The sequence below is a fragment of the Mesorhizobium sp. WSM4976 genome (genome assembly GCF_029625685.1).
Lineage (GTDB): Bacteria > Pseudomonadota > Alphaproteobacteria > Rhizobiales > Rhizobiaceae > Mesorhizobium.
This window is the reverse complement of the sequence record NZ_JARTVT010000014.1, coordinates 82,634-106,339: the sequence shown is the minus strand read 5'-3', so window position 1 is coordinate 106,339 and position 23,706 is coordinate 82,634. Positions and strand designations below refer to the sequence as shown.

Annotated in this window: 24 protein-coding genes; 23 read left to right on the top strand and 1 reads right to left on the bottom strand. The window is 64.8% G+C overall.

The genetic code is table 11. The features are described 5' to 3' along the window. The first annotated feature begins 264 nt into the window (after positions 1 to 264). The 22 genes from P9272_RS18540 (at position 265) to P9272_RS18435 (ending at position 21,460) form a co-directional block, all read left to right on the top strand. Positions 265 to 1,101: a hypothetical protein gene (locus tag P9272_RS18540; RefSeq protein ID WP_278161643.1), complete on the top strand. Its 837-nt coding sequence runs from the start codon at positions 265 to 267 to the stop codon at positions 1,099 to 1,101. A gap of 96 nt (positions 1,102 to 1,197) precedes the next feature. Further along, positions 1,198 to 1,794, top strand: a complete 597-nt coding sequence (locus tag P9272_RS18535; RefSeq protein ID WP_278161642.1) for a phage tail protein — start codon at positions 1,198 to 1,200, stop codon at positions 1,792 to 1,794. Positions 1,795 to 1,967: 173 nt separating this feature from the next. Then, entirely contained in the window at positions 1,968 to 2,606 is a 639-nt protein-coding gene (locus P9272_RS18530; protein WP_278161641.1) for a hypothetical protein, read from the top strand. Then, a complete protein-coding gene (locus tag P9272_RS18525; RefSeq protein WP_278161640.1) occupies positions 2,603 to 4,717 on the top strand; it encodes a terminase gpA endonuclease subunit in 2,115 nt (704 codons plus the stop codon). The genes P9272_RS18530 and P9272_RS18525 overlap by 4 nt, the downstream gene beginning before the upstream one ends. Continuing rightward, positions 4,714 to 6,330 carry a phage portal protein gene (locus tag P9272_RS18520; RefSeq protein ID WP_278161639.1) on the top strand — a complete coding sequence of 539 codons (1,617 nt, stop codon included), beginning with the start codon at positions 4,714 to 4,716 and terminating at the stop codon, positions 6,328 to 6,330. The genes P9272_RS18525 and P9272_RS18520 overlap by 4 nt, the downstream gene beginning before the upstream one ends. Beyond that, entirely contained in the window at positions 6,330 to 6,602 is a 273-nt protein-coding gene (locus P9272_RS18515; RefSeq protein WP_278161638.1) for a hypothetical protein, read from the top strand. The genes P9272_RS18520 and P9272_RS18515 overlap by 1 nt, the downstream gene beginning before the upstream one ends. Positions 6,603 to 6,609: 7 nt before the next feature. Continuing rightward, positions 6,610 to 7,923 carry a S49 family peptidase gene (locus P9272_RS18510; RefSeq protein ID WP_278161637.1) on the top strand — a complete coding sequence of 438 codons (1,314 nt, stop codon included), beginning with the start codon at positions 6,610 to 6,612 and terminating at the stop codon, positions 7,921 to 7,923. A gap of 3 nt (positions 7,924 to 7,926) precedes the next feature. Beyond that, the gene (locus tag P9272_RS18505) at positions 7,927 to 8,316 is read left to right on the top strand and encodes a head decoration protein (protein ID WP_278161636.1); all 390 of its coding nucleotides are present in this window, start codon (positions 7,927 to 7,929) and stop codon (positions 8,314 to 8,316) included. An 83-nt stretch (positions 8,317 to 8,399) separates the two neighbouring features. After that, a complete protein-coding gene (locus tag P9272_RS18500; RefSeq protein WP_278161635.1) occupies positions 8,400 to 9,416 on the top strand; it encodes a major capsid protein in 1,017 nt (338 codons plus the stop codon). Between the two features lie 99 nt (positions 9,417 to 9,515). Continuing rightward, positions 9,516 to 9,884: a hypothetical protein gene (locus tag P9272_RS18495; protein WP_278161634.1), complete on the top strand. Its 369-nt coding sequence runs from the start codon at positions 9,516 to 9,518 to the stop codon at positions 9,882 to 9,884. Between the two features lie 111 nt (positions 9,885 to 9,995). Then, a complete protein-coding gene (locus P9272_RS18490) occupies positions 9,996 to 10,313 on the top strand; it encodes a hypothetical protein (RefSeq protein WP_278161633.1) in 318 nt (105 codons plus the stop codon). A 47-nt stretch (positions 10,314 to 10,360) separates the two neighbouring features. Continuing rightward, entirely contained in the window at positions 10,361 to 10,741 is a 381-nt protein-coding gene (locus tag P9272_RS18485; protein WP_278161632.1) for a hypothetical protein, read from the top strand. A gap of 406 nt (positions 10,742 to 11,147) precedes the next feature. Then, positions 11,148 to 11,969 carry a hypothetical protein gene (locus tag P9272_RS18480; RefSeq protein WP_278161631.1) on the top strand — a complete coding sequence of 274 codons (822 nt, stop codon included), beginning with the start codon at positions 11,148 to 11,150 and terminating at the stop codon, positions 11,967 to 11,969. A gap of 99 nt (positions 11,970 to 12,068) precedes the next feature. Beyond that, positions 12,069 to 12,617, top strand: a complete 549-nt coding sequence (locus P9272_RS18475; RefSeq protein WP_278161630.1) for a phage baseplate assembly protein V — start codon at positions 12,069 to 12,071, stop codon at positions 12,615 to 12,617. Between the two features lie 134 nt (positions 12,618 to 12,751). Beyond that, positions 12,752 to 13,597, top strand: a complete 846-nt coding sequence (locus tag P9272_RS18470) for a methyltransferase domain-containing protein (protein ID WP_278161629.1) — start codon at positions 12,752 to 12,754, stop codon at positions 13,595 to 13,597. 99 nt (positions 13,598 to 13,696) lie between these two features. After that, a complete protein-coding gene (locus P9272_RS18465) occupies positions 13,697 to 13,882 on the top strand; it encodes a hypothetical protein (protein ID WP_278161628.1) in 186 nt (61 codons plus the stop codon). Then, complete coding sequence (locus tag P9272_RS18460; RefSeq protein WP_278161627.1) at positions 13,879 to 14,271, top strand: GPW/gp25 family protein; 393 nt, start codon at positions 13,879 to 13,881, stop codon at positions 14,269 to 14,271. The genes P9272_RS18465 and P9272_RS18460 overlap by 4 nt, the downstream gene beginning before the upstream one ends. 92 nt (positions 14,272 to 14,363) lie before the next feature. Beyond that, positions 14,364 to 15,227: a baseplate J/gp47 family protein gene (locus P9272_RS18455; RefSeq protein WP_278161626.1), complete on the top strand. Its 864-nt coding sequence runs from the start codon at positions 14,364 to 14,366 to the stop codon at positions 15,225 to 15,227. A gap of 130 nt (positions 15,228 to 15,357) precedes the next feature. Further along, on the top strand, positions 15,358 to 16,485 hold the full coding sequence (locus P9272_RS18450) for a phage tail protein (protein ID WP_278161625.1): 1,128 nt from the start codon (positions 15,358 to 15,360) through the stop codon (positions 16,483 to 16,485). A 39-nt stretch (positions 16,486 to 16,524) separates the two neighbouring features. Beyond that, on the top strand, positions 16,525 to 19,773 hold the full coding sequence (locus tag P9272_RS18445; RefSeq protein ID WP_278161624.1) for a DUF4815 domain-containing protein: 3,249 nt from the start codon (positions 16,525 to 16,527) through the stop codon (positions 19,771 to 19,773). 17 nt (positions 19,774 to 19,790) lie between these two features. After that, positions 19,791 to 21,086, top strand: coding sequence for a hypothetical protein (locus tag P9272_RS18440; protein ID WP_278161623.1), 1,296 nt, complete (start codon positions 19,791 to 19,793; stop codon positions 21,084 to 21,086). Further along, the gene (locus P9272_RS18435) at positions 21,083 to 21,460 is read left to right on the top strand and encodes a hypothetical protein (protein WP_278161622.1); all 378 of its coding nucleotides are present in this window, start codon (positions 21,083 to 21,085) and stop codon (positions 21,458 to 21,460) included. The genes P9272_RS18440 and P9272_RS18435 overlap by 4 nt, the downstream gene beginning before the upstream one ends. Here P9272_RS18435 and P9272_RS18430 read toward each other — a convergent pair. Further along, entirely contained in the window at positions 21,450 to 22,031 is a 582-nt protein-coding gene (locus P9272_RS18430) for a CatB-related O-acetyltransferase (RefSeq protein WP_278161621.1), read from the bottom strand. The genes P9272_RS18435 and P9272_RS18430 overlap by 11 nt on opposite strands. Positions 22,032 to 22,170: 139 nt before the next feature. Between P9272_RS18430 and P9272_RS18425 the strand changes: the two genes are divergently transcribed. Further along, the gene (locus P9272_RS18425; RefSeq protein WP_278161620.1) at positions 22,171 to 23,703 is read left to right on the top strand and encodes a phage tail protein; all 1,533 of its coding nucleotides are present in this window, start codon (positions 22,171 to 22,173) and stop codon (positions 23,701 to 23,703) included. Positions 23,704 to 23,706 lie beyond the last annotated feature (3 nt).

The window sequence follows — 23,706 nt, the reverse complement described above, 5'->3', positions numbered from 1 at the left end:
CGGGAGTTCGCGACACGGCGCGATACCCCGATCAGCGGCGATAAAGGGAACAAAAACATTGCCTTGCGGGAGTCTGCACCAGTTTCTGCGCACGTAATGGGCGAAGAGCGGGGCAACGGGGAGCGGAAGCTTATGCAAAGCCTCCCAAAAACTGTCGCTGGTGTCGCGTCCACGCCCAACTCTCTGGAATCGCTCGCTTCGAGCTTGGCTCTGACTACCGCCTGACTCTCTCAGAACCATCGCGAACTGCTGCAGGAAGAAGACATGAAGACGGTAACGATTGATGAGCTGCTGACCTGGGCCTTCGTGCATGAATTGCCGAAAGGCGGCGGCGTGGAAGGACTGGACAATCCGCATTCGGCCTGGCGGTCTTTGCAGGCCTCGTCTTGGGGCAAGATCACCGGCTTTGGCGAGCTTGGCGCGCTGGTCGATGGCGGCCGCAAGGACTATGAGAACTTCTGGCTCGAGCAGGGCGAACCGCATGAGGATGCGGTGACCGTTGGCCGTGCGGTGGCAGCGCTGGCCGGTTGCGAGGTCTTGATCCCGGCCGGGTGGAATGCTTTGGCCGATTGGCCCGATACCCAGGGGCTGGCGGAACTCCATGTGGCGAGGGCGGTCGACCGCTACGGCAGACGGTCGCGCGAGCAGCGCGGCGAGGGGATTGTCTCGCTGATCGTCGGCACGGCGATCCTCGGCCGCGAACCGGACTGGGCGGCAGAGCCGTCGAAGATGCGCTTGACTGAACGTGCCGGTCGGCCGGCTTGGTTCGTCATGAAGACGGTGACCGACGAGAACGGCCAGACTTTCGACATCGAGGTGCATGGCTATGACGAACGCGCCAAGCGGCCGGTCAACGGCGCCTACCGGAAGTACGAGTTCTCCACCGACCCGGGCGGCGACATCATGGGCAGGCTCGACTACCAGATCTGGGTCGCGGCGCTGCGGCGGCTCGAGAGCGAGCTTGCCACGCAGTTGACCGCGCATCGGCTGGTGTTTTCCGATCGCTCCATGACGCCTTGGCTGGATATAGACAGGCCGGGCGTCTGGCTCTCTGCGCAGGCCGCCTCGCTCCACGTGAAAAAAACTGCCTCTGTCCGTTGACGCGCGGCAGAAACTTGACTTAGACCTGATCACGGTAAGAAAGAACTGGCCCCGGCGCTTCTCGCGACCGGGGCTTTTCATTTTCGGAGCGCGAGCGTGGCCGGCCTGCTGGAGATCAGGTGGGCCGACCTGTCCGGGCTGGAGCGGCTGGACAACGCGCTTGGCCGCTTGAGCGACCTGCAGCGCAGCGAAGTGCTGCGGCGCGCCGTCAATCATGTGGGAGACAGGCTGCGCACCAAGCTGACGCGCACGCTGTCGAAGCAGACCGGGCTGCCTTATCGGACCATCCGCAGGGCCATCAAGGTCGAGCGCCCCACATACGGCAAGCTTGCCTATGTCATGCGGACGCAGGGCGGCGACGTCTCGCTCAAATACTTCAAGCCCCGTGAGACGCGGGCAGGGGTGAGCGCCTCGCCATTCGGCAAGCGCCGGCTGTTCGCCGGCGATTTCACCAAAGCAGGGCGCTTCCCAAATCGTGTCACTGCCAACGGCTTGGGCGGCCACGTCTACGCCCCAGACAGGTCCTCGACCAAGTGGGGCAGGTCTGTTTCGTTCGTAAACTCGGGCGTCGTCATCCCTGCCGAGATGGTCAAGGGCGATACGGCGCAAGAGTTCACGTCGTTCGCCAACACTGAGCTGCCGCCTCGGGTCATGCAAGAGATCAGCTTCATGCTGCCCGGCTTCTTCGACTGATCGGGGCAGGACCGCCCGCCTCGACCTTGACTTTTAGGGACCGTATGCCGGACTCGGGCTCGGACGGGCAAACCGGCCCCTGAATTTTCGCCAGTAGACGGGTTGGAAACCGGTACACGCACGATGCGTGCTGCACGCGTGCTGCACGCACGGGTCAAAAATCGGAAAATCTCATGATGGAGGGAGCCGAGACCGGCGACGCCGGCGAGTGGATATCCATTACCGAAGCTGCGGCTCGGCTGACCGAGGCGGGCGACTTTGTCGAGCGTTCGACGCTGTCGCGCTATATCAAGCAGCACGCTGAAGCGCTGCCGACCCGGCAGGATGGTAAGTCGAACCTGGTCGAGTTCGGCGCGTTGCGTCAGCATCGATCGGAAAACATCCGGCTGAAGCCCGCGTCGGCTCGCCAAAACCTTCCAGCCCGGCTCCAGCCTGGCAAGCTGTCGCCGCGGTTCGCCGGTACCCAGTCGGACGGCTTGGCGCGCAAAGCGCAAGCCGATGCCGAGATGCGCGAGATGGATCTCGCGCTTCGCCGCGGCGAGTTGACGCCAACGTCGGAAGTCGACCGTGCCGGGCGCGACGCTGTGGCGCTAATGCAGAGCGCCTTCGAGCGGGCCGTCGAGGCCGAGGCGGCCACGCTCAACGTGCGCTACGGCTGGGAAGAGCGGCTGGTGCGCATCGCGCTGAAGGCATTCACGGCGAAAGGTCTCGAGGTGTTCCACCGCGAGATGCTCAAGCTGATCGACCAGCACGATCGCGAGACGCTCACGGATGCCGATCCTTCGACGGATCGGCCTGGCAGCTTGCAATGAGCTATCACGACACGCGGCTGCACTTTCCGGAGACGCCGCGAGGATCCGCGATCCTCTTCACGGCGCTCGCCGCGGCAAGCAAGCCGGTCGACGCGCTGACGATCAGCGAATGGGCCGACCGTTACCGCAAGGTGTCGGCGGAATCGGGATCGCCGTGGCCGGGCGATTTCCGCACCGACCGCGTGCCGTATCTGAGGGAGCCGCAGGACTGCCTGCATCCCGACCATCCGGCACGCCGCGTCACGGCCCGATGGGCGGCGCAGCTCGGTAAGTCGACCGCGATCGAGAACTGGTTCGGCTACACCGTCGACCAGGCGCCCGGTTCGATGATGATCGTGCTGCCGACGCTCGAAGAGGCGACCAAGTTCAACCGCGTCAAGCTGCAGCCGACGATCGACGCCAGCCCGCGCATCGCGCACAAGGTGGCGCCGGTGTCGAGCCGCGACGAGCAGGGCTCGACGACGGCATTCAAGCGTTACGCCGGCGGCTTCTGCCAGATCGTCAATGCAGGCTCTTCCAAGGGCCTGCAGATGGTGTCGATCAAGAACCTCGCCATGGACGAGGTCACCGGCTATCCGCGCGACGTCGACGGGCGCGGCAGCCCGCGCGACCAGGCGCGTGCCCGCCAGAAGATGTATGGCGACCTGGCCAAGGAATGGCAGGGCTCGACGCCCGGCATCGTCGGCGAATGCGTCATCAGCGCCGACTTCGAGGCCGGCGACCAGCGTTGCTATTACGTGCCGTGCCCGCACTGCGACGTGTTCCAGGCGCTGGCCTTCGAGCAGATGCGCGGGCCGGAGCCGGAACGCGGCCTGTCGGCGCATCTCGCCTGCCAGTCCTGCGCCGAGCCGATCGTCGACGGCCACAAGCACGACATGCTGGCGCGCGGCCGGTGGATCGCGACCCGTGTGCATGAGGGCGAGCCGCCTGTGCCGGCGCTGATCCCGGCGGCCGGGCTGGCGGACTGGATTTGCCCGCCCTGCGAGGGCCGCTGCCGCGACTGGCAGCCGAGCTACCATCTCTGGGCCGCCTATGCACCACGTGAGCGCTTCGGCGACATCTGGGCTCGCTGGAAGGACGCCGAGGGCGACACGACCAAGCTGCGCACCTTCATGCAGCAGGATCTCGCCGAGCCCTACGATCCGGGCGGCGTCGCCGTCGAATGGGAAAAGATCGTCGAGGCGGCGAAAGCGCACCGATACCCGATGCGGGCGATCCCGGCTGAAGCCGGGCTCGTGATCTCCGCCGCCGACGTCCAGAGCTACGGCATCAAGTGGACGGTGCTCGCGTTCGGTCCTGGCGACCAGTCCTGGCTGGTTGACCGCGAAGTGTTCGTCGGCGCGCCCGACCAGGTCGACGATGCCTGGATCGCGCTAGCCGACGCGCTGGGCCGGACCTACAAGACTGCCGGCGGCGGCGAAAAGGGCATCGATCTATCCGGGGTCGATTCGGGCTTCGCCACCGAGCGGGTCTACCGCTTCTGCGCCTCGAGGCCGAATTGCTTCGCGCTTGACGGCCGCCACGCTGCCGGCCTGCCGTGGCTGGGCACGCCGGTCAAGAAGGACATTCGCGATCAGCGCAAGCGCATCATCGCCAAGGTGATGCTCTATCCGGTCGGCCTCTATGACGTGAAGACCGCGGTGATGGCGGGGCTCGCCAACTTCGTGCTGGGGCCGGACAAGGCGGGAGCCTGGCCGCGCGGCACGCTGCACCTGACCGGCGATCTCTGCGACGAGGAATTCGCCAAGGAGCTGACCGCCGAGCGTCTGGTCGATCCGGACGAGGAAGCCCGCGCCACCGTCGGGCGTCGAGCCCGCAACCTGATCAGCCCGAAGGCGGCGCGGGAATGGAAGAAGATCCTCGGCCGCGCCAACGACTGGTTCGACGCCACCGTCTACGCCTTCGCGATCGGCTGGCACCTTCGCCACAAGCGCCGGCTCAACGCGGTGCGCTGGGCGGAGCTCCTGCTCGACGTGCACGGCAAGCCCGCCGAGCCTGACCTCTTCGAGGCGGCTGACGCCGGACCGTTCCAGAAGAAAACCAAACCAGGCGATCCGGACCGCGAAGCGCGGCGGGAAGCGCGCAGAAAGAAATGGGCCAGCCGCCAATGACCGGAACAGCGACGGAAAAGCCGCGCATCCGCGTTCCGGCCGGGCGCGCCGTCGCCGACATTGCTCGCCCGCGTTCGCATTCGGGATACCTGCGCGACACGCGCTCCGGCATCATCATGGCGCGCGGCGCGACGCTGACCGAGCATCGCGAGCAGGTCCGGGCCGTGTGGCGCCGCGCGGCAGCTCTTGTCGGCGACATCGTGCAGAATTCCGGTCGCCTCCGTGGCGCCGTCGACCAGGTGCTGGCGGACACGGTCGGCGAGGAGCTCGTGCTCACCCCGAAGCCGAAGCTCGCCAAGCTCGGCTATTCCGACCAGGAGACAGTCGAGTTCGTCGCAATGGTCAAGGATTGGTGGAAGCGGCGCGCCTGGAACCCGCGCGAATGCGATTTCCGCGGCAAGTTCATCATGCCGCAGCAGGTCGACATGGCGATCCGCTCCGACATCGTCTTCGGCGAAGCCATCGCGTTGCTCGAATATTGGCCCAAGGCCCTGCGCCGTCGCTATGGCGTCGTCAGCGGCACCAAGGTGCTCATGATGTCGCCGGCGACGCTGGTGCAGGACACCAACTCGCTCGAAGGGCTCTATCAAGGGGTCATTCACGACGAGAACGGCCGTCCAGTCACCTATCGCTTCCGCGAGAATCGCGACGGCATGATCGTCAAGAAGGATTATCGCGCCTTCGATCGGGAGGGCCGCCCGAACGTCGTGCATGTGTTCGATCCCGCCGAGCCGACCGACGTGCGCGGCATCTCTCGTCTCGCCGCGGCGATGCGCCGGTACCTTCAGCATGACACGCTGGTCGATACAACGATCCAGATGGGCATTCTGCAGACGACCATGGCGTTCGCCCTGACGAGCCCGAACCCGTCGAAGGACGCTTTCGAGGCGCTCGCCGCGATCGACGACGATGACTTCAGCGAAAGCTACATGGACTATTTCCATGGCGCGCTGGAAAGGGCGGAGAAGTCCAAGATCTCGATCTCGGGCGACCCCCAGATTTCGCAGCTCGGCCCGGGCGAGAAGCTCGAGCTGCTTTCGACGGGTGTGCCCGGGCCGCAGTTCCTGCCGGTCTCGGCCGAGCTGTCGCGCGATCTCGCCAGGGCGCTCGGCATCACCTATGGCGGCCTGACCATGGACAACACCTCGGCGACCTATTCGTCGGTGAACATGGACAACGCCTCGATCTGGCCGATCGTCACGCGCCGCCGAAGCCGCACCGCGGCGCCCATCTGCCAGGCCTATTACGAGGCCGGCCTCGACGAGGAGATCGGCGAGGGCCGCATCCCATTCAAGGGTGGCTACGAGGCCTTCAATGCCAACCGCGAGGATGTCCTGTGGACGCTGTGGAACGGCCCGGCCAAGCCCACCGCCGATGATGGAAAGTCCGCCAAGGCGGCGACCGAGCGTCTCATCAACGGCACCGGCACCTTCGAGGACGAATGCGCCGCGCGCGGGTTCGATCCGGAAGAGGTTTTTGAGAGCCGGGTACGCTGGCACAAGCGGTTCGTCGAGGCCGGCTTGCCGTCGCCCTTCGTTGCCCAGAACAAGGGTGGAGGCGGCGGCGATGCCGCAACGGAAGACACCCCGCCAGTGAAGCGGCAGAACGCCTGATGCCGACCATGGTCACCATCAACGGCGTCGCCGTCGACGCAGAGGATCCGTGCGCGCTCTACCAGGCGCTTTACGCGGTCAAGCTGGGCATCCTGGCCGGCGAGCATGTCGAGGAGCTGCAAATCCAGTCGCCGGTCACCCGCGAGCTGATGCGCGTTTCCTCGACCAGCATGGCCGCGCTCGACCAGGAGCTGATGCGGCTTTCACAGGCCTGCGCGGCCAAGACTGGCGGCCGGGTCCGCTACGCGAAGCGTATCCGCTTCACCTGCTGAGGTTGCCATGTCCTTGCTGCTCCATCTTGCCGACCGGGTGTTGAACCGGCCGCTTCTGATCACGCGCGACAAGGCCGAGGTCGTTCTGTCGGTGCTTGCCGGACGCATCGGCGTCAACGCGCCCGAGGCCTCCCGCTTCGAGGGCGCCTCGGTTGTCGAAGACGACAATGGAGCTCGGCGTGCCGTCCCATACCGTGTGACGCGGGAGGGCGTCGGCATCATCACCGTCACCGGCTCCCTGGTGAACCGCGGCGCGTGGGTCGGAGCGAATTCCGGCCTGACCTCCTATGAAGGCATCGGCTTTCAGCTCAAGTCGGCGCTTGAGGACCCTGCCGTCCGTTCGGTCATTCTCGACATGCACTCGCCCGGCGGGGAAGCAGTCGGCGCGTTTGAAACGGCCGCGCTGGTCCGCGATCTCGCCGCAAAGAAGCGCACCGTCGCCGTCGTCAACGGAATGGCGGCATCGGCCATGTATGCCATCGGTTCGGGCGCCACCGAGATCGTCACGACGGAGACCGGCATATCCGGCTCGATCGGCGTCGTGCTCCTCCATGCCGATTTCAGCCGCCAGCTCGATCGGGAAGGCGTCACGCCGACGCTGATCCATGCCGGCGCCCACAAGGTCGACGGCAATCCTTTCGAGCCGCTGTCCGACGCGGTGCGCGAGGATCTGCAGGCCGAGGTCGATGCCTTCTATGAGAGCTTCCTGGCCACCGTCGCCAAGGGCCGCGGCAAGCGGCTCACCGCCGATGCCGCCCGCAAAACGGAAGCCCGCACCTTCATCGGCCAGGCGGCCGTGGATGCCGGCATCGCCGACCGTGCCGGCTCGTTCGAATCGGTCCTCGCGGACCTGACCCGCGCCCCTGGGCGCTCCACCTCGCAACCAAGGAGAACTTCCATGAGCGAGAAAACCGGCGCGCCCGCAGCCGAAGATGATGCGGGCATTCCGAAGGCCGATCACGACGTGGCGGTGAAATCCGCGCGCGCCGAGGGTCGCGCCGAAGGCGAGGCCGCCGGCGCCAAGACGGCCACCGACCGGCTCGTCGCGGCGCTGTCCACCGATGGCGTCAAGGGCGATGCCGCCCGCATGACCGCCGCGCTCGACCTGGCGCAGAAGTCGCCCGGCATGTCGGGCGAGGACGTCGCCGCCTTCGTCTCGGCGAATGTCCAGCCCGCCAAGCCTGCCGCCGCATCCTACGAGGATCGCCGGCTGGCGGCGGCTGGCCTCGCCCAGCCGGGCCGCTCCGAGCAGCGGGGCGATAAGCCCGCAAGTCTCAACCCGGACGCGATCTACAAGTCGCGTGCCAAGCAGGAGGGCTGATCCATGCTGGACATCAAGACCATGGGCCCGCGCAATCTGGCCTTCGTCCTTTCCGAGCAGGAAGGGAACGGAGAAATCTCACGCGAGGTCGTCACGATCCTTTCCGGCGCCGGCAAGCTCGATCCGGGCTCGGTGCTCGGTCAGGTCACGGCTTCCAAGAAGTACATCCTGTCGCCGAACGCCCAGGTGGTCGGCAAGGAAGGCGCGGAGACGGCCTCGGCCATCCTTGCCTACGAGGTGGACGCCACCAGCGCCGACGCCGAGGCCGTCGTCATCAAGCGGATCGCCGCGGTCAAGAAGCCGATGCTGATCTTCGACGCAACCGTCAACGACGACACCAAGAAGGCCGCGAAGCTCGCGCAGCTCGCCGCCGTCGACATCATCGCTCGCTGAGCATCCCGCTCGGCTTCAACCCAACCGCATTCTTGCGAACACCGGGCCCGCACGCCCGGTCGCAAATGCTTCAGGAGGCCTAAATGGCTGGAGAAATGGCAGACATCTGGGACGGTGATGGCTTCACCGTCGAATCGCTCACGGCGGCGATCAACAACCAGCCGTATCGCCCGGGACAGGTCTCGGCGTCAGGCATCTTCGAGGAAGACGGGGTCACCACGACCCGCATTTCGATCGAGCAGCGCGACGGCAAGCTCTCGCTGGTCGAGCCGACCAAGCGCGGCGCCGCCGGCGAAACAGTCGATGATGACGACCGCTCGCTGGTCCCGTTCGACATCGACCACTTCCAGCGCGACGATTCCGTCCTGGCCGACGAGGTGCAGAACGTTCGTCAGTTCGGCACGACCGATCAGCTCGAGACTGTCGAAGCGCGCGTCGTCAAAAAGGGCGCCCGTCATGCCCAGGACCTGACGATGACGCTCGAGCATCTGCGTGTCGGCGCGTTGAAGGGCATCGTCACCTCGAAGAGCGGCAAGACCCTCATCGATCTCTACAATCGCTTCGGCATTGCCGTTCCGGCGGCGGTATCGCTCGAGCTCGATGTCGATACCACCAAGGTCGGATCGCTCTGGCAGGATGTCGTCTACTCGATCGAGGACGATCTCGACGAGCCTTACAGCGGCATCCACGTCTTCACGGGTCGTGACTTCCACAAGGCTCTGTGGACGCACAAGTCGGTTACCGAGACGTTCTTGTACCATGGCGGCGCCGCCGTGCTGCGCCAGGACGTGCCGGACGTGTTCCAGTTCGGCGGCGCGACCTGGGAGCGTTACCGCACCGGAGCGAAGGCGACGGCCGATCTCGGGGCGCCCTACATCGCTGCGAATGAGGCCCGCGTGGTCGTGAAGGGCGTCCCTCAGCTCTTCATCACCCGCTTCGCGCCGGCGGACTACGAGGAGACCGTCAACACCGTCGGCTTGCCCTTCTACATGAAGCAGGAGCCCAAGCGCTTCAACAAGGGCCGCGACATCCAGGTGCAGATGAACCCGATCAACCTGTGCACCAAGCCCAAGGTGCTGCGCAAGCTGACGCTGACCTGATCGGTCCGACCGAAACGGAAACCGGCGCCGCATCGGCGCCGGCTCCCGTCCGGCAAGTCCTCTCGGGAGGGCTTCCCAGACAGGAGCAGGAGAACCAGCATGAGCAAGTCAATTTGGATCGCCTTCAGGAATGGCGGCATCATCCCCGCCGCGGTCGCGGGCGGAAAAGAGAAGAAGGTCGGCCCGCATGAGCCGGTCGAGGTGCCGGAAAGCTATGGCCAGCATCTGATCGACGACCGCTTCGCGTACAAAGCCGAAAAGCCGGCCGCCACCAAGCCGGCGAAGGACCAGGTTGGCAGGGGTGCCAGGCAGGATGCCGGCAAGGCCGCGCGCGCCGCCGAACTGACGGGCACCATCGACGACCTGAAGAAGGCGGTTGAGGCTGCCTCCGATCTTGAGGCCAAGACCAAGCTCTCTGCGGAGCTCGCCGCTGCCGAAGACGAGCTCGCGGAGATCGGCGCAGGGTAAGTTCCACCCCGATAAAGGGCGCCCTCGCTATGCAGCGATCTGGAATTGTGAGGAGGTCCATGCCATTTTTGAAGGAATGGCACTGGTGGTTGTATAAAAGGCGGCGAGACAATGAAATATGAATGGGCTGATAATCCTCACTTGGTCCTGCCGATAACTGTTTGTTTCATAGTGTTGCTGCCGAGTTTTCTAGCTGCTTTTATCTCACTTTTGAGTATAATATTGCGCACCGATTTTTACGGCTCGATAGATGAACAAAATCTCCCCTGGAGCGAGCGCCTCGGGCGCCGCAACACCAGAGTATATTCTGAGTTCTTCTCACCGCGATTCCGCACGGCGCGCCGAATCTTTGCATATGGTGTCATCGGCTATCTCGTCGCCTTCAGCGCAATGGCGCTTATAGTCACTTTTTTTGGCCATCCGTCCTGATCCGCACTCAAGCTGACTGCTACGGATGAGCCTGACCGGAGCCTTTCATGGACATTCGTGCAGCCCGTTCGCGCCTTGTCCATGAGACGCGTTCCCGCCTCGGCGACCTGATCACCATCCGTGCCAAGCTACGGGGCGAGATGTCGGTTGCCGACGACCCGTCCCGGCAGGCCATGGTCGACCTCAAGGGCCGGTTCGACATCAGCCCCGACCTCGAATTCCTTGGCGGCCACGATCGCGGCATGGCGCCGATCCGGTTTGCCGGGCGGCTGTGCACGATCTCGATCCCCCGGGGCGACATGGCATGGCTGCCCAGGGCCGGCGACCAGTGCGAGGTCACCACGCGCCCGGCCGAGCCGATCTATGCGATCGAGCGCGTCGTCGACGACGCGGCTGAGATAATCGTGTTCTACCTTTCCGTGCTTTAGCTTGTCGTTTCAGTGTCGGAAAATTGAGGACAGCGATGCTTGTCCAGACTCACCCGAGCGGTTTGAGGGTAGCTTTCAGAAGCTGCATAAGGTATTATGCCTCTTTCCATAAATTATTAGAGGCGATCCGTGCCCCTTCCGATGTTTCTTTTTGCTTTCACGCCAGTTTTGATATTTATATATTTTAGCCTTTCGGACATAAGAAAAAATAGATGGCGAAATGAGAAAAGGCGATATCTTCTATACCTCTACCTGGCGATGCACATTGCCATAGTAATAGGGATAATCGTATTCTTTTTTGAATTATACATCAAAGCGTGACGACACGCCGTAGCGAGGGCACGCCAGCTTCTTTGTCCGTTAATTCGGGAACGTCGCAACCTCACTCGCGCCAAGGCCTGAGAACATGAGCCTCGTCAACGCCATGCTGCGCATGCTGGCCGTCCAGGCGTTGCGCGGCAATACGATCGCCGCAGACGGTGTCACCGACTCCTCGATCGAGGCGCTGTCCTCAATCATGAGCGACCGGCAGGCGCCGGTCATCCTGATGCGGATCGACGAAGCCAAGTACAGCGGGCAGAACGAGGGCTTCTTCGTCACGTCCGGCACGGTGACCTTCGCGCTCGACCTGATCGTCGCCAGCGCCGTCGCCTACCAGACCACGGACGGCCAGACGGTCAGCCAGATCGAAATCGCGGCCACGGATGCCGGCCTCGAATTCTCGCTCGACATGCTCGACCGCCAGTGGCGGCGCGTGCTGTCCGATCCGACCAACGCTTTCGCAGAATGCTTTCGGGGCCTAATCGCGGCCTATGGCCCGGTGAAGGCCGCGCGCGGCGTCGACCCGGAAGGCGGCCGCAAGCACGCCATCCGCATGGTCGAGATCGAGATCGAGCCGGTCTGCGATCCGGCGCCGGGCGCGCCGTTGCCGGCCGTCATCGACGCCGCGCTGACCAAGCTTGCGACCGTCGCGGACTATCAGGCGGCGGTTGCCATCATGCGCGCTGAGCTTGGCAAGGGTGCCGATCTCACGAGCTGGCAGAAAGTGCAGTCGACCCTGATGACCACGGCGGCGGTGCCCGGCATTTTGGGCGTGGCGCCTCCGGACGCGCTCCCTGGCCTCGTCGAGGCCGTCGATTTCGACAATGTCGGCACGGTGATCAACGGTGCCGAGACCGAGCTGACGGAAGACGTCCTGCCCGATCCCGATCTTGGCGGGTCCGCCTGATGCGCGACACCTCGGCCGAAGGCCGCAAGCCCGACCGGGCGTCGCGCCCCATGGCGCGCCCTGCCGGAGGGCCAGCGAGCGAAGCGAGCGGAGCGGCCCGTGAGGCATGATGCAGAGCTTGTGAAGGTCATTCTCGGCCTTCAGGCCGATATCGCCGCGCTCAAGCGCATGGTTGCCGGCAATCTGCGGTTCGGCACAGTGAAGAAGGTCGATCACGACGCCAAGCGGGCGCAGCTCCTGCTGTCCGGTTCCAACGGCCGCGAATTCCTCTCGCCGTTGCGGCCGTGGGTGGAGATCGCCGGCGATGAGAAATCATGGCGTCCGCCGACCGACGGCCAGCAGATGATGCTGGTCGCACCGCATGGCGACATGCGCCAGGCCGTTCTGTTGCCGCTCACCTTTTCGGATCAGAACGCCGCGCCGTCTTCCGATCCGAGCACGCGGATCCTGTCGAAATTCGGCGGCGCCTCCATGCTGTTCGACGGCGGCGGCGACCGGGCCGAGCTGTCGGCCTCGCGCGTCGACCTCGGCGCCGCCGAGGGGAAAAAGGTCGCCCGCGTCGGCGATCATGTCCACGTCATGTCGGGCTCCTCGACCGGCTTCTGGCCGATCGTCGAGGGGTCCTCGAAAGTCTTCGCGGCGGACTAGATCGCGTCTGAAGACCGGCGCGATTGAGGACCGGAGGCCACATCGTGCTTTTGTGGTCTTATGATGGTCCAGGGCTGACAGGCATGGTAGTTCGTGGCTCGAGCCACGGGCCAGCTCACGAGAGGAACAGCGCCATGATCACGGATCAGGGGCAAAAAGTGTCGGCTCTCTGGTCCAGGCTGGCCGTTACCGCAGACGGAGCGTTTGCTTTTCTTAAGGACAGAGGCATTGCACCCGACACGGCCCAGGCCGATGACCTCCATGCAATCGACATGATCCACATGGGTGGAGTCGCTGCCACCGACAAGCTTGCGGCTTTGGCCGGGATCACTGCAGGACAGCATGTCCTGGACGTTGGCAGCGGGGTGGGCGGCCCCGCGCGGCGACTGGCCAGCCGCTTTGGAGCGGATGTCTGCGGGATCGAGCTTAGTGAGGCTCTTCACGGCACAGGTGAAACCCTAACCCGGCTCGTCGGCCTGGCGGGTTCTGTGCGCCACGTTCGTGGCAACGCCTTATCTTTCCCCTTCGAGGATGCGATCTTCGATGCAGTCATCATGCAGCACGTGGCCATGCAGATCGACGAAAAGGACCGGCTGTTTGCCGAACTCGCCCGGGTCATAAAACCTGGTGGATGCCTCGCGCTGCATGAACTTTTTTCGGGCGCGGGCAAAATCCACTACCCGCTGCCCTGGGCGACCGAGCCCTCCATGTCGGCGCTGGAACCGATCGATGCCTGCACCAGCCGGCTCGCTGGTCTTGGTTTCACGGTCGGTCCGTTCACCGACGAGAGCGAGGAGGGGCGTCTCTATCACGCGTCCAACGTCGCTGCGTACGATCGTGCCTTGGCTGCGGATGAGGGGGCGCTCGGGCTTACCGTAGACGCCACCAAGGTTCGGCGGGCGGCCTCCGCTGCGATGGAGCACAATCTTGCAAGCGGATCGATCAAGGTTGGCCTGCTAGTCGCCCGGAGGGTTGCCTGAAGGCCAGGTCAGCGAGTCGACCTAGCTATGCCTGCTGCCGTGATCGAGTGGGGCGCAGCCGAGACTTGCCCTTTTCAGAAGCAACCCCAGGAGGCCTGCATGAAGCTCGTAGTCACCCGTCGCGCGCCGCACCTCGGCGCGGACGGAGCAATTGTCGAGATGACGCCATCGCAAGCCGCCTACGAACGCATGCGCGGGCACGTCGTTGAGTTGGCGGAGCTGAAGGATGGTCCAGAGGAATCGGCGCTGGAGCAGCCTCGCAAGCGCGGCAGGAAGCACTCTTGACCCAGTTTGGCATGGACCGCTCGACCGGCTTGCGCCAGAGCGGCTGGGACAATGTCACCCAGGCGATCGAGATCCTGCTGACCACGCGCTACTTCGAGCGCGTCCTGCGGGAATATGTCGGCAGCCCGGTGCCTGCATTGCTCGGCGAACTGGCGAATGTGCAGACCGTCATCCGATTCCAGTGGTCAGTCGCGGCCGTGATCCTGCTCTTCGAGCCGCGCTTCACGCCGACGCGCATCTCGCCGCTGACGCTCGACCGCACCGGCGCGTCCGACTGGGTCATCGAAGGCCTCTACCGCCCGCGCGCCCATCTCGGTGACATGACCCCGGCCGGAACCGTCTCGCTGCGCCTGGGCCAGGCTGGCGGCCAAATGATCGTAACGGGGTAGTTCGGGCGAAGCCCGCAAGCCCGACCGGGCGTCGCGGCTCGTGCCGCGCCCGCCGGAGCCGCGTTCGCGGCGTGAGGCAAACAGGAAACACGATGCTCGATCTGTCCACGCTCGAGGGCTTGCCGCCGCCGCAGGCCATCACCGTCACTTCGGAAGCAGATGCGCTTGCCGCGATCAAGGCCGTGTTCGTCGACCTGGCGACCAGCTATGGGCTCGACGTTTCGGGCATCATCGATCTGGAGGGCGAGCCGGGCAATATCCAGCTGCAGGTCGGCGCATTCAGAGAGGTCTTCTATCGGGCGGCCATCAACGACGGCGTCAAAACGAACCTTCTGGCCTTCGCTGCCGGCGCCGATCTCGACCATCTCGCCGCCTTCTATGATGTCATCCGCCTTGCCGGCGAGACGGATGCGCGGCTGCGCGCCCGCACCGTGGTCGCTATATCCGGACGCTCGACCGCAGGTTCCGAGGACTGGTACAAGAGCGCCGCCTTTCGAGCGAGCATCCGCGTCAAGGACGTCGCCGTCTACCGCGTGGGCACCGGCCCGGATATCCGCCTCGCGGTTCTCGCAACAGACAATTTCGGCGAGCCCGATGCGGCCTTGCTGGCGGCCGTCGACGCCGAGGTGCAGAAGAGCAGCGTCCGCGTGATTTCCGACCGCGTCACCGTCGTCTCCGCCACGAGCGCCACGGTGAACGTTGCGGCCGACATCTGGCTCCTGCCGACGACGCCGATGACCGTCTTCGACAGCCTCGAAACCCTCTTGCGCCAGGCGCTCGCCGACGAGGGCGGCCTCGGCTTCAACCTCACGCGCTCCTGGCTGGTCTCGAAGCTCCAGGTGCCCGGCGTGCAGAAGGTGTCGCTGACCGCTCCCGTCGCCGACACGATCGTGGATGACGGCGCCGCCGCGAAGCTCGGCACCGTGGCGCTGACCTACAAGGGCCGCGACCGGTGACCATCCAGCGCCAAAGGCTTCGGATGGCCGGGCGAAGCCCGCAAGGCCGACCGGCCGTCGGGCATGTTTGCCCGCCTCGCCGGAGGGCCAGCCGCGCCAGCGGCGGTGCGGCCCGTGAGGCAGGCAGACTATGAGCGATCGGCAGAACCTGCTGCCGCAGAACGCGACGGGCTTCGAGCGCGCGCTGTCGGAATCGCTCGACCGGCTGCCGGAGCTGCAGCCCGGCTTCGACGAGCTGCGCGGCTTCAAGGCGGCACCCGTGCAGCCTTCGATCCTGCCCTGGCTCGTGGTCGAATATGGGCTTGGCGGCATCACGCAATATCTGCCGGACCTCGCCTCGGTCATCGAATACGGGCTGCGCTGGCAGCGGGTGAAGGGCACGCCGCAGGGCGTCGCCGAAAGCCTGACATGGGTCGGCTACGCCTTCTCGACCTTCTACGAAGCGCCGCTGCGCCGCACGCGCTGGCACCTCTACGAGCTCGAGCTCGACCGCTTCCGCGACGGCGAGGATAACCTCGCCACGATCGAGGCCGTCGTTCGCCTGTCCGACCCTGTGCGTTCGGAATTCTACCGCGCCTGGAACGGATACAACGTTCGGGAGCATGATTGGTCCTGGTCCAGATGGGGCGACGGCATCTGGGGCGACAATTCCGGCGTCTTCTTGTCAGCCGGAGGCGTGAAATGGTCGTTCGGTCGCACCTTCGACGCCGGCTTTCACGAGCTCACCGAGGCCGAGCTGGCCGCGCTTGGCGCATGGGTCGAGCCGGTCGAACGCGGATCGATCAGTTGGGGTCCGTTCCCCTGGAACACGCCAGGGCTACAATGGGTCTCGGACGCGGCAGCATCTCGCGCGCAGATCATCGCGACCGCCCTGCTGGCTAAGACCTGCTGGGTCGGCGTCTATCGCCAGGACGGCTCGCCGATCGGCTTCCGCAAGGCGCGGGTCTACCGGCCGGTGAGCGCGCTCTTCGGCGGCTACTATCAGGCCGCCGGCCAAGGCTGGGTCGTCGCCGATGCCCCGGGCGCGAACATCTATGTCGAAGCCCTCATGGATTTCGCCGAGGGCGACGGCGAGACCATCCATTCATGGAGCGTCACGCTCGGCGGCGCGCCGGTCGGCGCGCATCCGGCCGGGATCATGTGGCTGCCGGGCGCTGGCGTCGCCGGCGGCGCCATCGTCGGCGGCTTCGATATTGCGCCGGCACTCCTCGGCAAGACCTCGCGCGAACGTTTCCGCGCAATTCTGAAAATCGCCTGACGCGCCCCGCGCGCACCTTCTTCTGAAAACAGAGGCAACATGGCTTACGAGCACAAGTCCGCGCTGTCGGGCGCATACGATCGCTCGGTCGCGTTTCCCCTTTGGGATAGCGTGCTGACGCGCGAGGGCAAGATCGGCCAGGCGGCCGAGATGTTCGAAGCGCAGCAGATCCTGCAGAGGAAGATCCGCTCGATCGGCAATCTCGTCGCGCGCGATGGCGATCGCGTCGAGGGCGCCGACATCATCATCGACGCCGAGGCCGGCACCGTCACGCTGACGGCCGGCCGGCTCTACATCAACGGCCGCGTGCTTGATGCGCCCGCCGCCGTGCTGACCGACGTTCCCATGGCCGGCGCGGTGCATATCGGCGTTCGGCTGATCGAGACCTATGTGACCGAACTGGAGGAGCCCGCGCTCTACGGCCTGATGCCTGGCTCGCTGTCGGAAGGCGAAGCGGGTGCCGCCCGCATCGTCCAGACGCTTTCCTGGGGCTTCTCCGGCGACGCGGGCGCGGGCGACCTCTATTCGGTCTACCTGCTCAAGGAGGGCGTCGCGATCGACCAGACGCCGCCGCCGAACCTGACCGGCGTCAACGCGCAGCTCGCGCTCTACGACTTCGACGCCAACGGCAACTATGTCATCGGCGACAAGGACTGCCTGGTCACCGCGCTCGGCAAGAACGGCACCGACCATGTCTTCTCGATCGCCGAGGGCGTGGCCAACATCAAGGGCCAGAAGCGCACCCGATATGCGGCGCTGCGCCACCGCGAGACGGAAACCTTCGACCTCTTCCGCATCCCGACCGAGGTGCACACCTTCGGCGCCAACCCCACCATCGTAACGCTCAATCATGGGCCGGTCGCCACCATCCGCGAAGTCCTGGTCGAGAAGGAAGTGACCGAAACTGTCGTGCGCGGCGGCGCGCCGAACGGCTCCGACGCGCTGGTGAATACCGGGGTGACAGCCATCCTCGAGGTGAAGCAGGGCGCCACGACCTATGCCACGCCGGCGGATTACACCAAGGCCGGCGACCTGGTGTCCTGGGCAGCCGGCGGCGCCGAGCCGGCGACCGGGTCGAGCTACACCGTCAAATACCGCTATCTCGGCATCGTCTCGCCGACCGACATCACGGCGACGAGTATCACCGTTGCAGGCGGCGTCAATGGCGGGCAAATCCAGGTCGATTACGATTTCAAGCTGCCCCGCGTCGACGTGCTCGGCATGGATAGCGACGGCAACTCGGTCTACCTGAAGGGCGTTTCGAGCCGCACCAACGCCCTGCCGCCGACGGTGCCGGCCGACGTGCTGCCGCTGGCGCTTATCGAGAACAACTGGACCGGCACGCCCGACGTGACCGACGTGCGTGTCCGCGCCTACACGATGGCGAAGATCGATCGCATGTACAACAGCCTGGTCGACGCGCTGGATCTGATCGCGCTGGAAAGGCTGCAGCGCGACATCGACAGCCGCGAGCCGATCTCGAAGAATGGCGTCTTCGTCGACCCCTTCACCTCCGACCGCTACCGCGATGAGGGCGAGCCGCAGACTGCAGCCGTATTCGGCGGGCTGTTGCGTCTCGCCATCGACCCGACGTTCCACCCGATCAACCTGCCGGGCGTCACGCTGCTCAACTGGACCGAAGCGGTCGCGGTCGAGCAGGCGCTTGCAACCCGCTGCACGAAGATCAACCCGTACATGAACTTCACGCCCCTGCCGGCGTCGATGACGATCAACCCGCCGGTCGACTACTGGACCGAGAGCGCCACCGAATGGGCGTCGGACAGCGCCGCCGCTCTGTCATCGCCCGTCGTCGTCACCACGACGCGGTCGACCAGCGGGCGCACCACGACCACCACGACGACGATGCAAAGGGAAACGATCCAGAGCTCGACACGCGAGGAGACGCTGGCCTATCTGCGGCAGATCTCGCTGCAGTTCACGATCAAGGGCTTCGGCGCTGGCGAGAACCTCACCAAGCTCGACTTCGACGGCATCGATGTCAATCCCGGCGGGCTGTCGGCCAATGGCGCCGGCCAGATCATCGGCAATTTCATGATCCCGGCCAACGTGCCTGCGGGCTCGAAGGGGCTCGTCGCCGAGGGCCAGGGCGGCTCGAAGGCCGCGGCCATCTTCGTCGGCCAGGGCACGATCGACATCGAGACGCTGCGCCGTGTCGTCACCACTACCGTCCAGCAGACGTCGGTCACCGCTCCACGAGAGACCGGCGGGTCTGGCGGCGGAGGTGGCGGCAATGGCGGCAGCCGGTCCGACCCGCTAGCGCAGACTTTCACCTTGACCGAAAGCCGGCATATTGCCGGCGTCAATCTCAAGGTCTGCCTCGTTGGCGACCCGGACAATCCGATCGTGCTCGAGCTGGTCGAGGTCGAGAACGGCATCCCCACGGTCAATGTGATCGCGCAGGCCTTCTACGACATGAACGGCGCGATCATCGGCCAATGGACCGAGATCCGCTTCCCCTATCCGGTCTGGCTGCCGGCCGGCGTCGAATACGCCTTCGTCGTCAAGACGAATGACGGCAACCATTCGATCAAGACTGCGAAGCTCGGCGATTTCGATGCCGAGCTTCAGCAGCCGGTGGCCGCGCAGCCTTACTCGGTCGGCGTCATGCTCTCGTCGTCCAATGCCGTGACCTGGACGCCGCACCAGGATGAGGACATCTGCTTCCAACTGATCGCCGCCAAGTTCGCGGCGACCACCAAGACGGTCAATGTCGGCACCTTCGCCGTCACCAACATGAGCGACCTCCTGATCCGCGCCGACGTCGAACTGCCGACCGCGGCTGCGGGCATGCACTTCGAGGTCCAGCTCGATGACGGCTCGGTCACGCTGCTCAATCCTGGCCAGGCATGGGAGCTGCAGACCTTCTACACCGGCAATGTCCAGGTCCGGGCGGTGCTTTCCGGCTCGGCGAAGGTCTCTCCGGTGCTGTTCCCGGTGATCCTTGCGATCGAGGGCGAATTGCGAACGACCGGCACCTATGTGACCCGGGCCTTCGACATGGGCACCGGCGTCGACATCCTGTCCTACCTGAAGACGAAGATCCCGACCGGCGCCACCATCGCCATGCACGCGGACGCGGCCAACGATGCATGGACGGCGATGCCGCAACTGACGCAGACACCGCTTCAGGACGCTGGCTGGATCGAGCGGAAGTACAACGTCCTCGGCTTGAACGCCAATCCGGTCGGCCGCATCCGGATCACGCTCACCGGCACGCCGGCGGCGCGCCCTATGGCCTATGACTTCCGCGCGATCTCGACCCCGTAACCCTTGCCAGGACCGCCATGCCCGTTGAAAACACCACGCCGAACCGGGGCTACCAGCTTCCGTTCGGCAGCAACAACCTCGAGGACGATGTCCTGCGGCTGATCGCGGCCTACTCCGCGATCGATGTCGACATCGCCGGTCTGCTCGTTTCTGTCGCTCAGCGCGCTCTGCTGGTCCATGGCCATGTCATCGCCGACACGACCGGACTTCAGGCGGCGCTCGACGCAAAGCAGGACGAGAGCGAGAAGGGCGGCGCTAACGGCTACGCTTCGCTCGGCTCGGATGGCAAGGTGCCGGCCGCGCAGTTGCCGTCGGCGCTCTTCGGCTCGCTCAACTATCAGGGCGACTGGAACGCCAACACCAACACCCCGACCATCCCGGCGGCCGCCACTGGGAACAAGGGTTGGTACTATATGGTGTCCGTCGCCGGCGCGACGAGCGTCGGCGGCATCACCGACTGGAAGGTCGGCGATTGGGCGGTCTCCGATGGCACCAAATGGGTCAAGATCGACAACACCGACGCCGTCGCGTCGGTGGCCGGCCTCACCGGACCGATCACCGCCGCTGCCCTGAAGACGGCCTTGGCGATTGCCGTCGCCGACATCACAGACGCCTCCGCGAATGGCCGATCGCTGATTGCGGCGGCCAACTACGCCGCGATGAAGACGCTGCTCGGCATCACGGCGGCGGACATCACTAACGCGTCGGCCAACGGACGCTCGCTGATCACCGCAGCCGACTACGCGGCGATGCGGACCCTTCTCGGGCTGGCAGCGGCAGCAGCCACGGCGACCGCCAACACGCTTGCGCAGCGCGACGCATCGGGCGATATCGTCAGCCGCCTGTTCCGCTCGGAGTATGCCGTGACCGGCGGCACGGCCTATTTCTGCGGTCAGAATGCGCTCGGCTCCGGCGCCGACAACTACATTCGGCCCATGACCCCCGCGCAGGCGGCGGCGCTGCTCGCCTCTTCGCTGAAGCTTCAACTCTTCTACGAGAGCGCGCAGCAGACATGGACTAACGGCGGCACCCTGACCTTGGCACATGGTTTAGGCGTCAAGCCAAAGATGTACCATGCATATGCAACCTGTATAGCTGCAGACGGTGGCTATTCCGTGGGTGATGAAATTCTTCTTGCCACATGGGCTTCTGATGCCGCCGATGGTCGTGGTGTGAGTTTACGACCTGACGCGACAAACATTACGGTCTATATGGGCGCAAATGGTCTCATAATGGTATCTTCCACCGGCGGATATAACTACAAGTCCAACCCTGCGTCGACTTGGAAGCTCATCATAAGGGCATGGGCATGACAAAGTTCTTCGTCGACAGAAACGGTTTCTATCTAGGAGGATTCGATGGCGCCGAACCCCCGGAAGGCGCGATCGAGGTGCTGGAAGCGCCCGAGGATGCCCGCCAGATCTGGCGGGATGGAGTCTGGGGCGCGCCGCAAATCTCTCCGCCCGATTCGGTCTCGGCGCGACAGTTCAAGCTGCAACTCCTCTATGCCGGTCTCTTGGATGAGGTCGAGGGATGGATTGCCGGACAGGCGACGGCAGTCCAGATCGCCTACGGCAACAGTGGCTCGTTCGTGCGCCAGTCTCCGATGATGCAGGCCGGATTTGCGTCGCTCGGCTTTACGTCTAAGCAGATCGATGAGTTCTTTGTGGCGGCGGCTATGCTTTGAAATGAGCGGCGATAAAGGCGTCGATCGGGCCAGTCAAAGTTTCGGCTTCTCGCTTGACCGTCTCAACGTCCCAGTCCCACCACCGGATCGTCATTAGCTTCGAGATGGTGCCTTCGTCAAAGCGATACCTGACCACGCGAGCTGGGTTGCCGGCCACAACGGCGTAGGGTGGGATGTCCTTGGTTACGACGGCATGTGCACCGATGACTGCACCGTCACTGATCGTCACGCCCGGTAAAATCGCAGCGTTCCTTCCGATCCAAACGTCGTTACCGACCCGGATGCCTCGACGTTTACCGAGACTCGCATCCGGTGACGGTTGCTTGAGAACGCAAAAATGTATCGGGAAGGAAGTCGCGCAGTCGTGGACGTGTCCACTCTTGCAGTAGAATTGAACGCCACTGGCGATCGAGCAATAGGACCCAACTACTAGCGGAGCGTCTTGTGAGGCCATCCATACGCTTTCCGTGTTAACCCCATATGTGTAACGGCCTACGGTGGCAAAATCTGGCAACTTCAACTGCATGCCGAATAGGCGGTTCTTTCTTAGCCATTGAGAAAGTTTCGACATTTGCTTCCGATACAAGTTCTCTGAACAGTATAAAATCCCTTAGCCGATAGCTACCTTAATGGCTAGAGCGATCGGCAAACAGCCCGCGGTCAGCGGGCTTTTTTATGCCCGCACTTCGCAACCCACAGGAGAGACTGTCATGACCGACCCCGTCTTCGGGATCACCATCCGTCGCGACGCCAACGAGGCGGCCGTGCCGTCCAATGCGCTGATGAGCGTCGTCGGCATCTGCATGCCCTTCGCCAAGGCCGCAACGGCCACGCAGGAAGCCTTCGACGCGGCGTTTCCCGTCGGCGTCGCCGTCCGCATGAACTCCAACGACACGACCAAGCTGGCGCTCTGCGACCCCGATTCGCTCTTCATCGACGCCGTCGAGGGGATCAACGCGCAGCTCGGCCCCTACCAGGTCGCCGCGCAGATGGTCGTCAACCGCGTCGCCGAGGGCGCCGACATCGCGGCCACCATCGCCAACATCGTCGGTTCGTCGGTCAACGGCACCGGCATCAACGCCTTCGTCAATGCCGGCGCCGATCTCGGCGTCTATCCGCGCCTCATCCTGACGCCTGGCTATACAACCCAGCAGTTCGGGGCGCTGACCGGGCTGGCGCTCACCACGCAGGGCACCAACATGACGGCCGCGCCCGACGTCGCCTTCACCGGCGGCGGCACCGACCCGAACAAGGTTCTGCCGACCGCGCATGCCGTCATGGGCACCGGGCCCGACGCGCAGAAGGTGGCCTCGCTGGTCATCGACAGCCCCGGCGCCTATCTCTCGGCGCCGCTCAACGTGACCTTCTCCGGTGGCGGCGCCGATGCCGGCAAGGTGCTGCCGACCGCGACCGCGACGGTCGAGGAGCTCGCCAACGCCGTCTGCGCGGCGTTGCCCGAGGTGCTGAACAAGATCCTAGCCGTGGCGATCGTCGACGGGCCGAACGGGCTCACCGCCTTCACCCAGTGGCGCGAGACCCTCTCGTCCGACCGCCTGATCCCGGTCACGCCCGGCGTCAAGCGCATCGACAAGGACGGCGATATCGTGACACGCCCGGCCGCGCCCCGCATCGCCGGCGTCGCCGTGCGCCGCGATTACGAGAATGACGGCCGGCCATTCCGCTCCTGGGCCAACCAGGCGCTTTATGGCATCGTCGGCCCCGAGCAGAACTATCGCTTCTCGCTCACCGACGGCTCGACCGAGGGGCAGGAGATACTCGCCGCCCAGGGCGGCATCATTGTGCGCGGCGACAGCGGCGACGACTTCGCCATCGCCGATGGCGGCTTCGTCTATATCGGTACCGACAATCTGTCGGCGCAGACGATCTGGCAGCAGTATCACAAGGTGCGCGGCCGCGACTTCATCGAGCTCACCTGCTTGCGCACGCTTCGCCAGTTCCTGGGTAAGTTCAACCTGACGACCCAGACCATCCAGTCGGTCGTCAACACCGTGCATGACATCCTCGCCAAGGCGGAAGCCAATGGCGACATCCTCGGCTTCAAGGTGCGCTTCGATCCGGAGCTCAACAACGCGCAGGATCTGCGCGCCGGCCATATCTATATCGACGCGCAATTCGAGGAAGCGCCGGTGTTCCGCCGCCTGACCATGACCAGCCGGCCTTATGCGCCCGCCCTGCAGGCGACGATTGACGAGCTAGTCGCCAGGCAGAACCTCATCTCCTGATCG

Coding starts and splice junctions, on each gene's coding strand:
- P9272_RS18540 (WP_278161643.1), top strand. CDS start 265: ATGAAGACGGTAACGATTGATGAGCTGCTGACCTGGGCCTTCGTGCAT.
- P9272_RS18530 (WP_278161641.1), top strand. CDS start 1,968: ATGATGGAGGGAGCCGAGACCGGCGACGCCGGCGAGTGGATATCCATT.
- P9272_RS18525 (WP_278161640.1), top strand. CDS start 2,603: ATGAGCTATCACGACACGCGGCTGCACTTTCCGGAGACGCCGCGAGGA.
- P9272_RS18520 (WP_278161639.1), top strand. CDS start 4,714: ATGACCGGAACAGCGACGGAAAAGCCGCGCATCCGCGTTCCGGCCGGG.
- P9272_RS18515 (WP_278161638.1), top strand. CDS start 6,330: ATGCCGACCATGGTCACCATCAACGGCGTCGCCGTCGACGCAGAGGAT.
- P9272_RS18510 (WP_278161637.1), top strand. CDS start 6,610: ATGTCCTTGCTGCTCCATCTTGCCGACCGGGTGTTGAACCGGCCGCTT.
- P9272_RS18505 (WP_278161636.1), top strand. CDS start 7,927: ATGCTGGACATCAAGACCATGGGCCCGCGCAATCTGGCCTTCGTCCTT.
- P9272_RS18500 (WP_278161635.1), top strand. CDS start 8,400: ATGGCTGGAGAAATGGCAGACATCTGGGACGGTGATGGCTTCACCGTC.
- P9272_RS18495 (WP_278161634.1), top strand. CDS start 9,516: ATGAGCAAGTCAATTTGGATCGCCTTCAGGAATGGCGGCATCATCCCC.
- P9272_RS18490 (WP_278161633.1), top strand. CDS start 9,996: ATGAAATATGAATGGGCTGATAATCCTCACTTGGTCCTGCCGATAACT.
- P9272_RS18485 (WP_278161632.1), top strand. CDS start 10,361: ATGGACATTCGTGCAGCCCGTTCGCGCCTTGTCCATGAGACGCGTTCC.
- P9272_RS18480 (WP_278161631.1), top strand. CDS start 11,148: ATGAGCCTCGTCAACGCCATGCTGCGCATGCTGGCCGTCCAGGCGTTG.
- P9272_RS18470 (WP_278161629.1), top strand. CDS start 12,752: ATGATCACGGATCAGGGGCAAAAAGTGTCGGCTCTCTGGTCCAGGCTG.
- P9272_RS18465 (WP_278161628.1), top strand. CDS start 13,697: ATGAAGCTCGTAGTCACCCGTCGCGCGCCGCACCTCGGCGCGGACGGA.
- P9272_RS18455 (WP_278161626.1), top strand. CDS start 14,364: ATGCTCGATCTGTCCACGCTCGAGGGCTTGCCGCCGCCGCAGGCCATC.
- P9272_RS18450 (WP_278161625.1), top strand. CDS start 15,358: ATGAGCGATCGGCAGAACCTGCTGCCGCAGAACGCGACGGGCTTCGAG.
- P9272_RS18445 (WP_278161624.1), top strand. CDS start 16,525: ATGGCTTACGAGCACAAGTCCGCGCTGTCGGGCGCATACGATCGCTCG.
- P9272_RS18440 (WP_278161623.1), top strand. CDS start 19,791: ATGCCCGTTGAAAACACCACGCCGAACCGGGGCTACCAGCTTCCGTTC.
- P9272_RS18435 (WP_278161622.1), top strand. CDS start 21,083: ATGACAAAGTTCTTCGTCGACAGAAACGGTTTCTATCTAGGAGGATTC.
- P9272_RS18430 (WP_278161621.1), bottom strand. CDS start 22,031: ATGTCGAAACTTTCTCAATGGCTAAGAAAGAACCGCCTATTCGGCATG.
- P9272_RS18425 (WP_278161620.1), top strand. CDS start 22,171: ATGACCGACCCCGTCTTCGGGATCACCATCCGTCGCGACGCCAACGAG.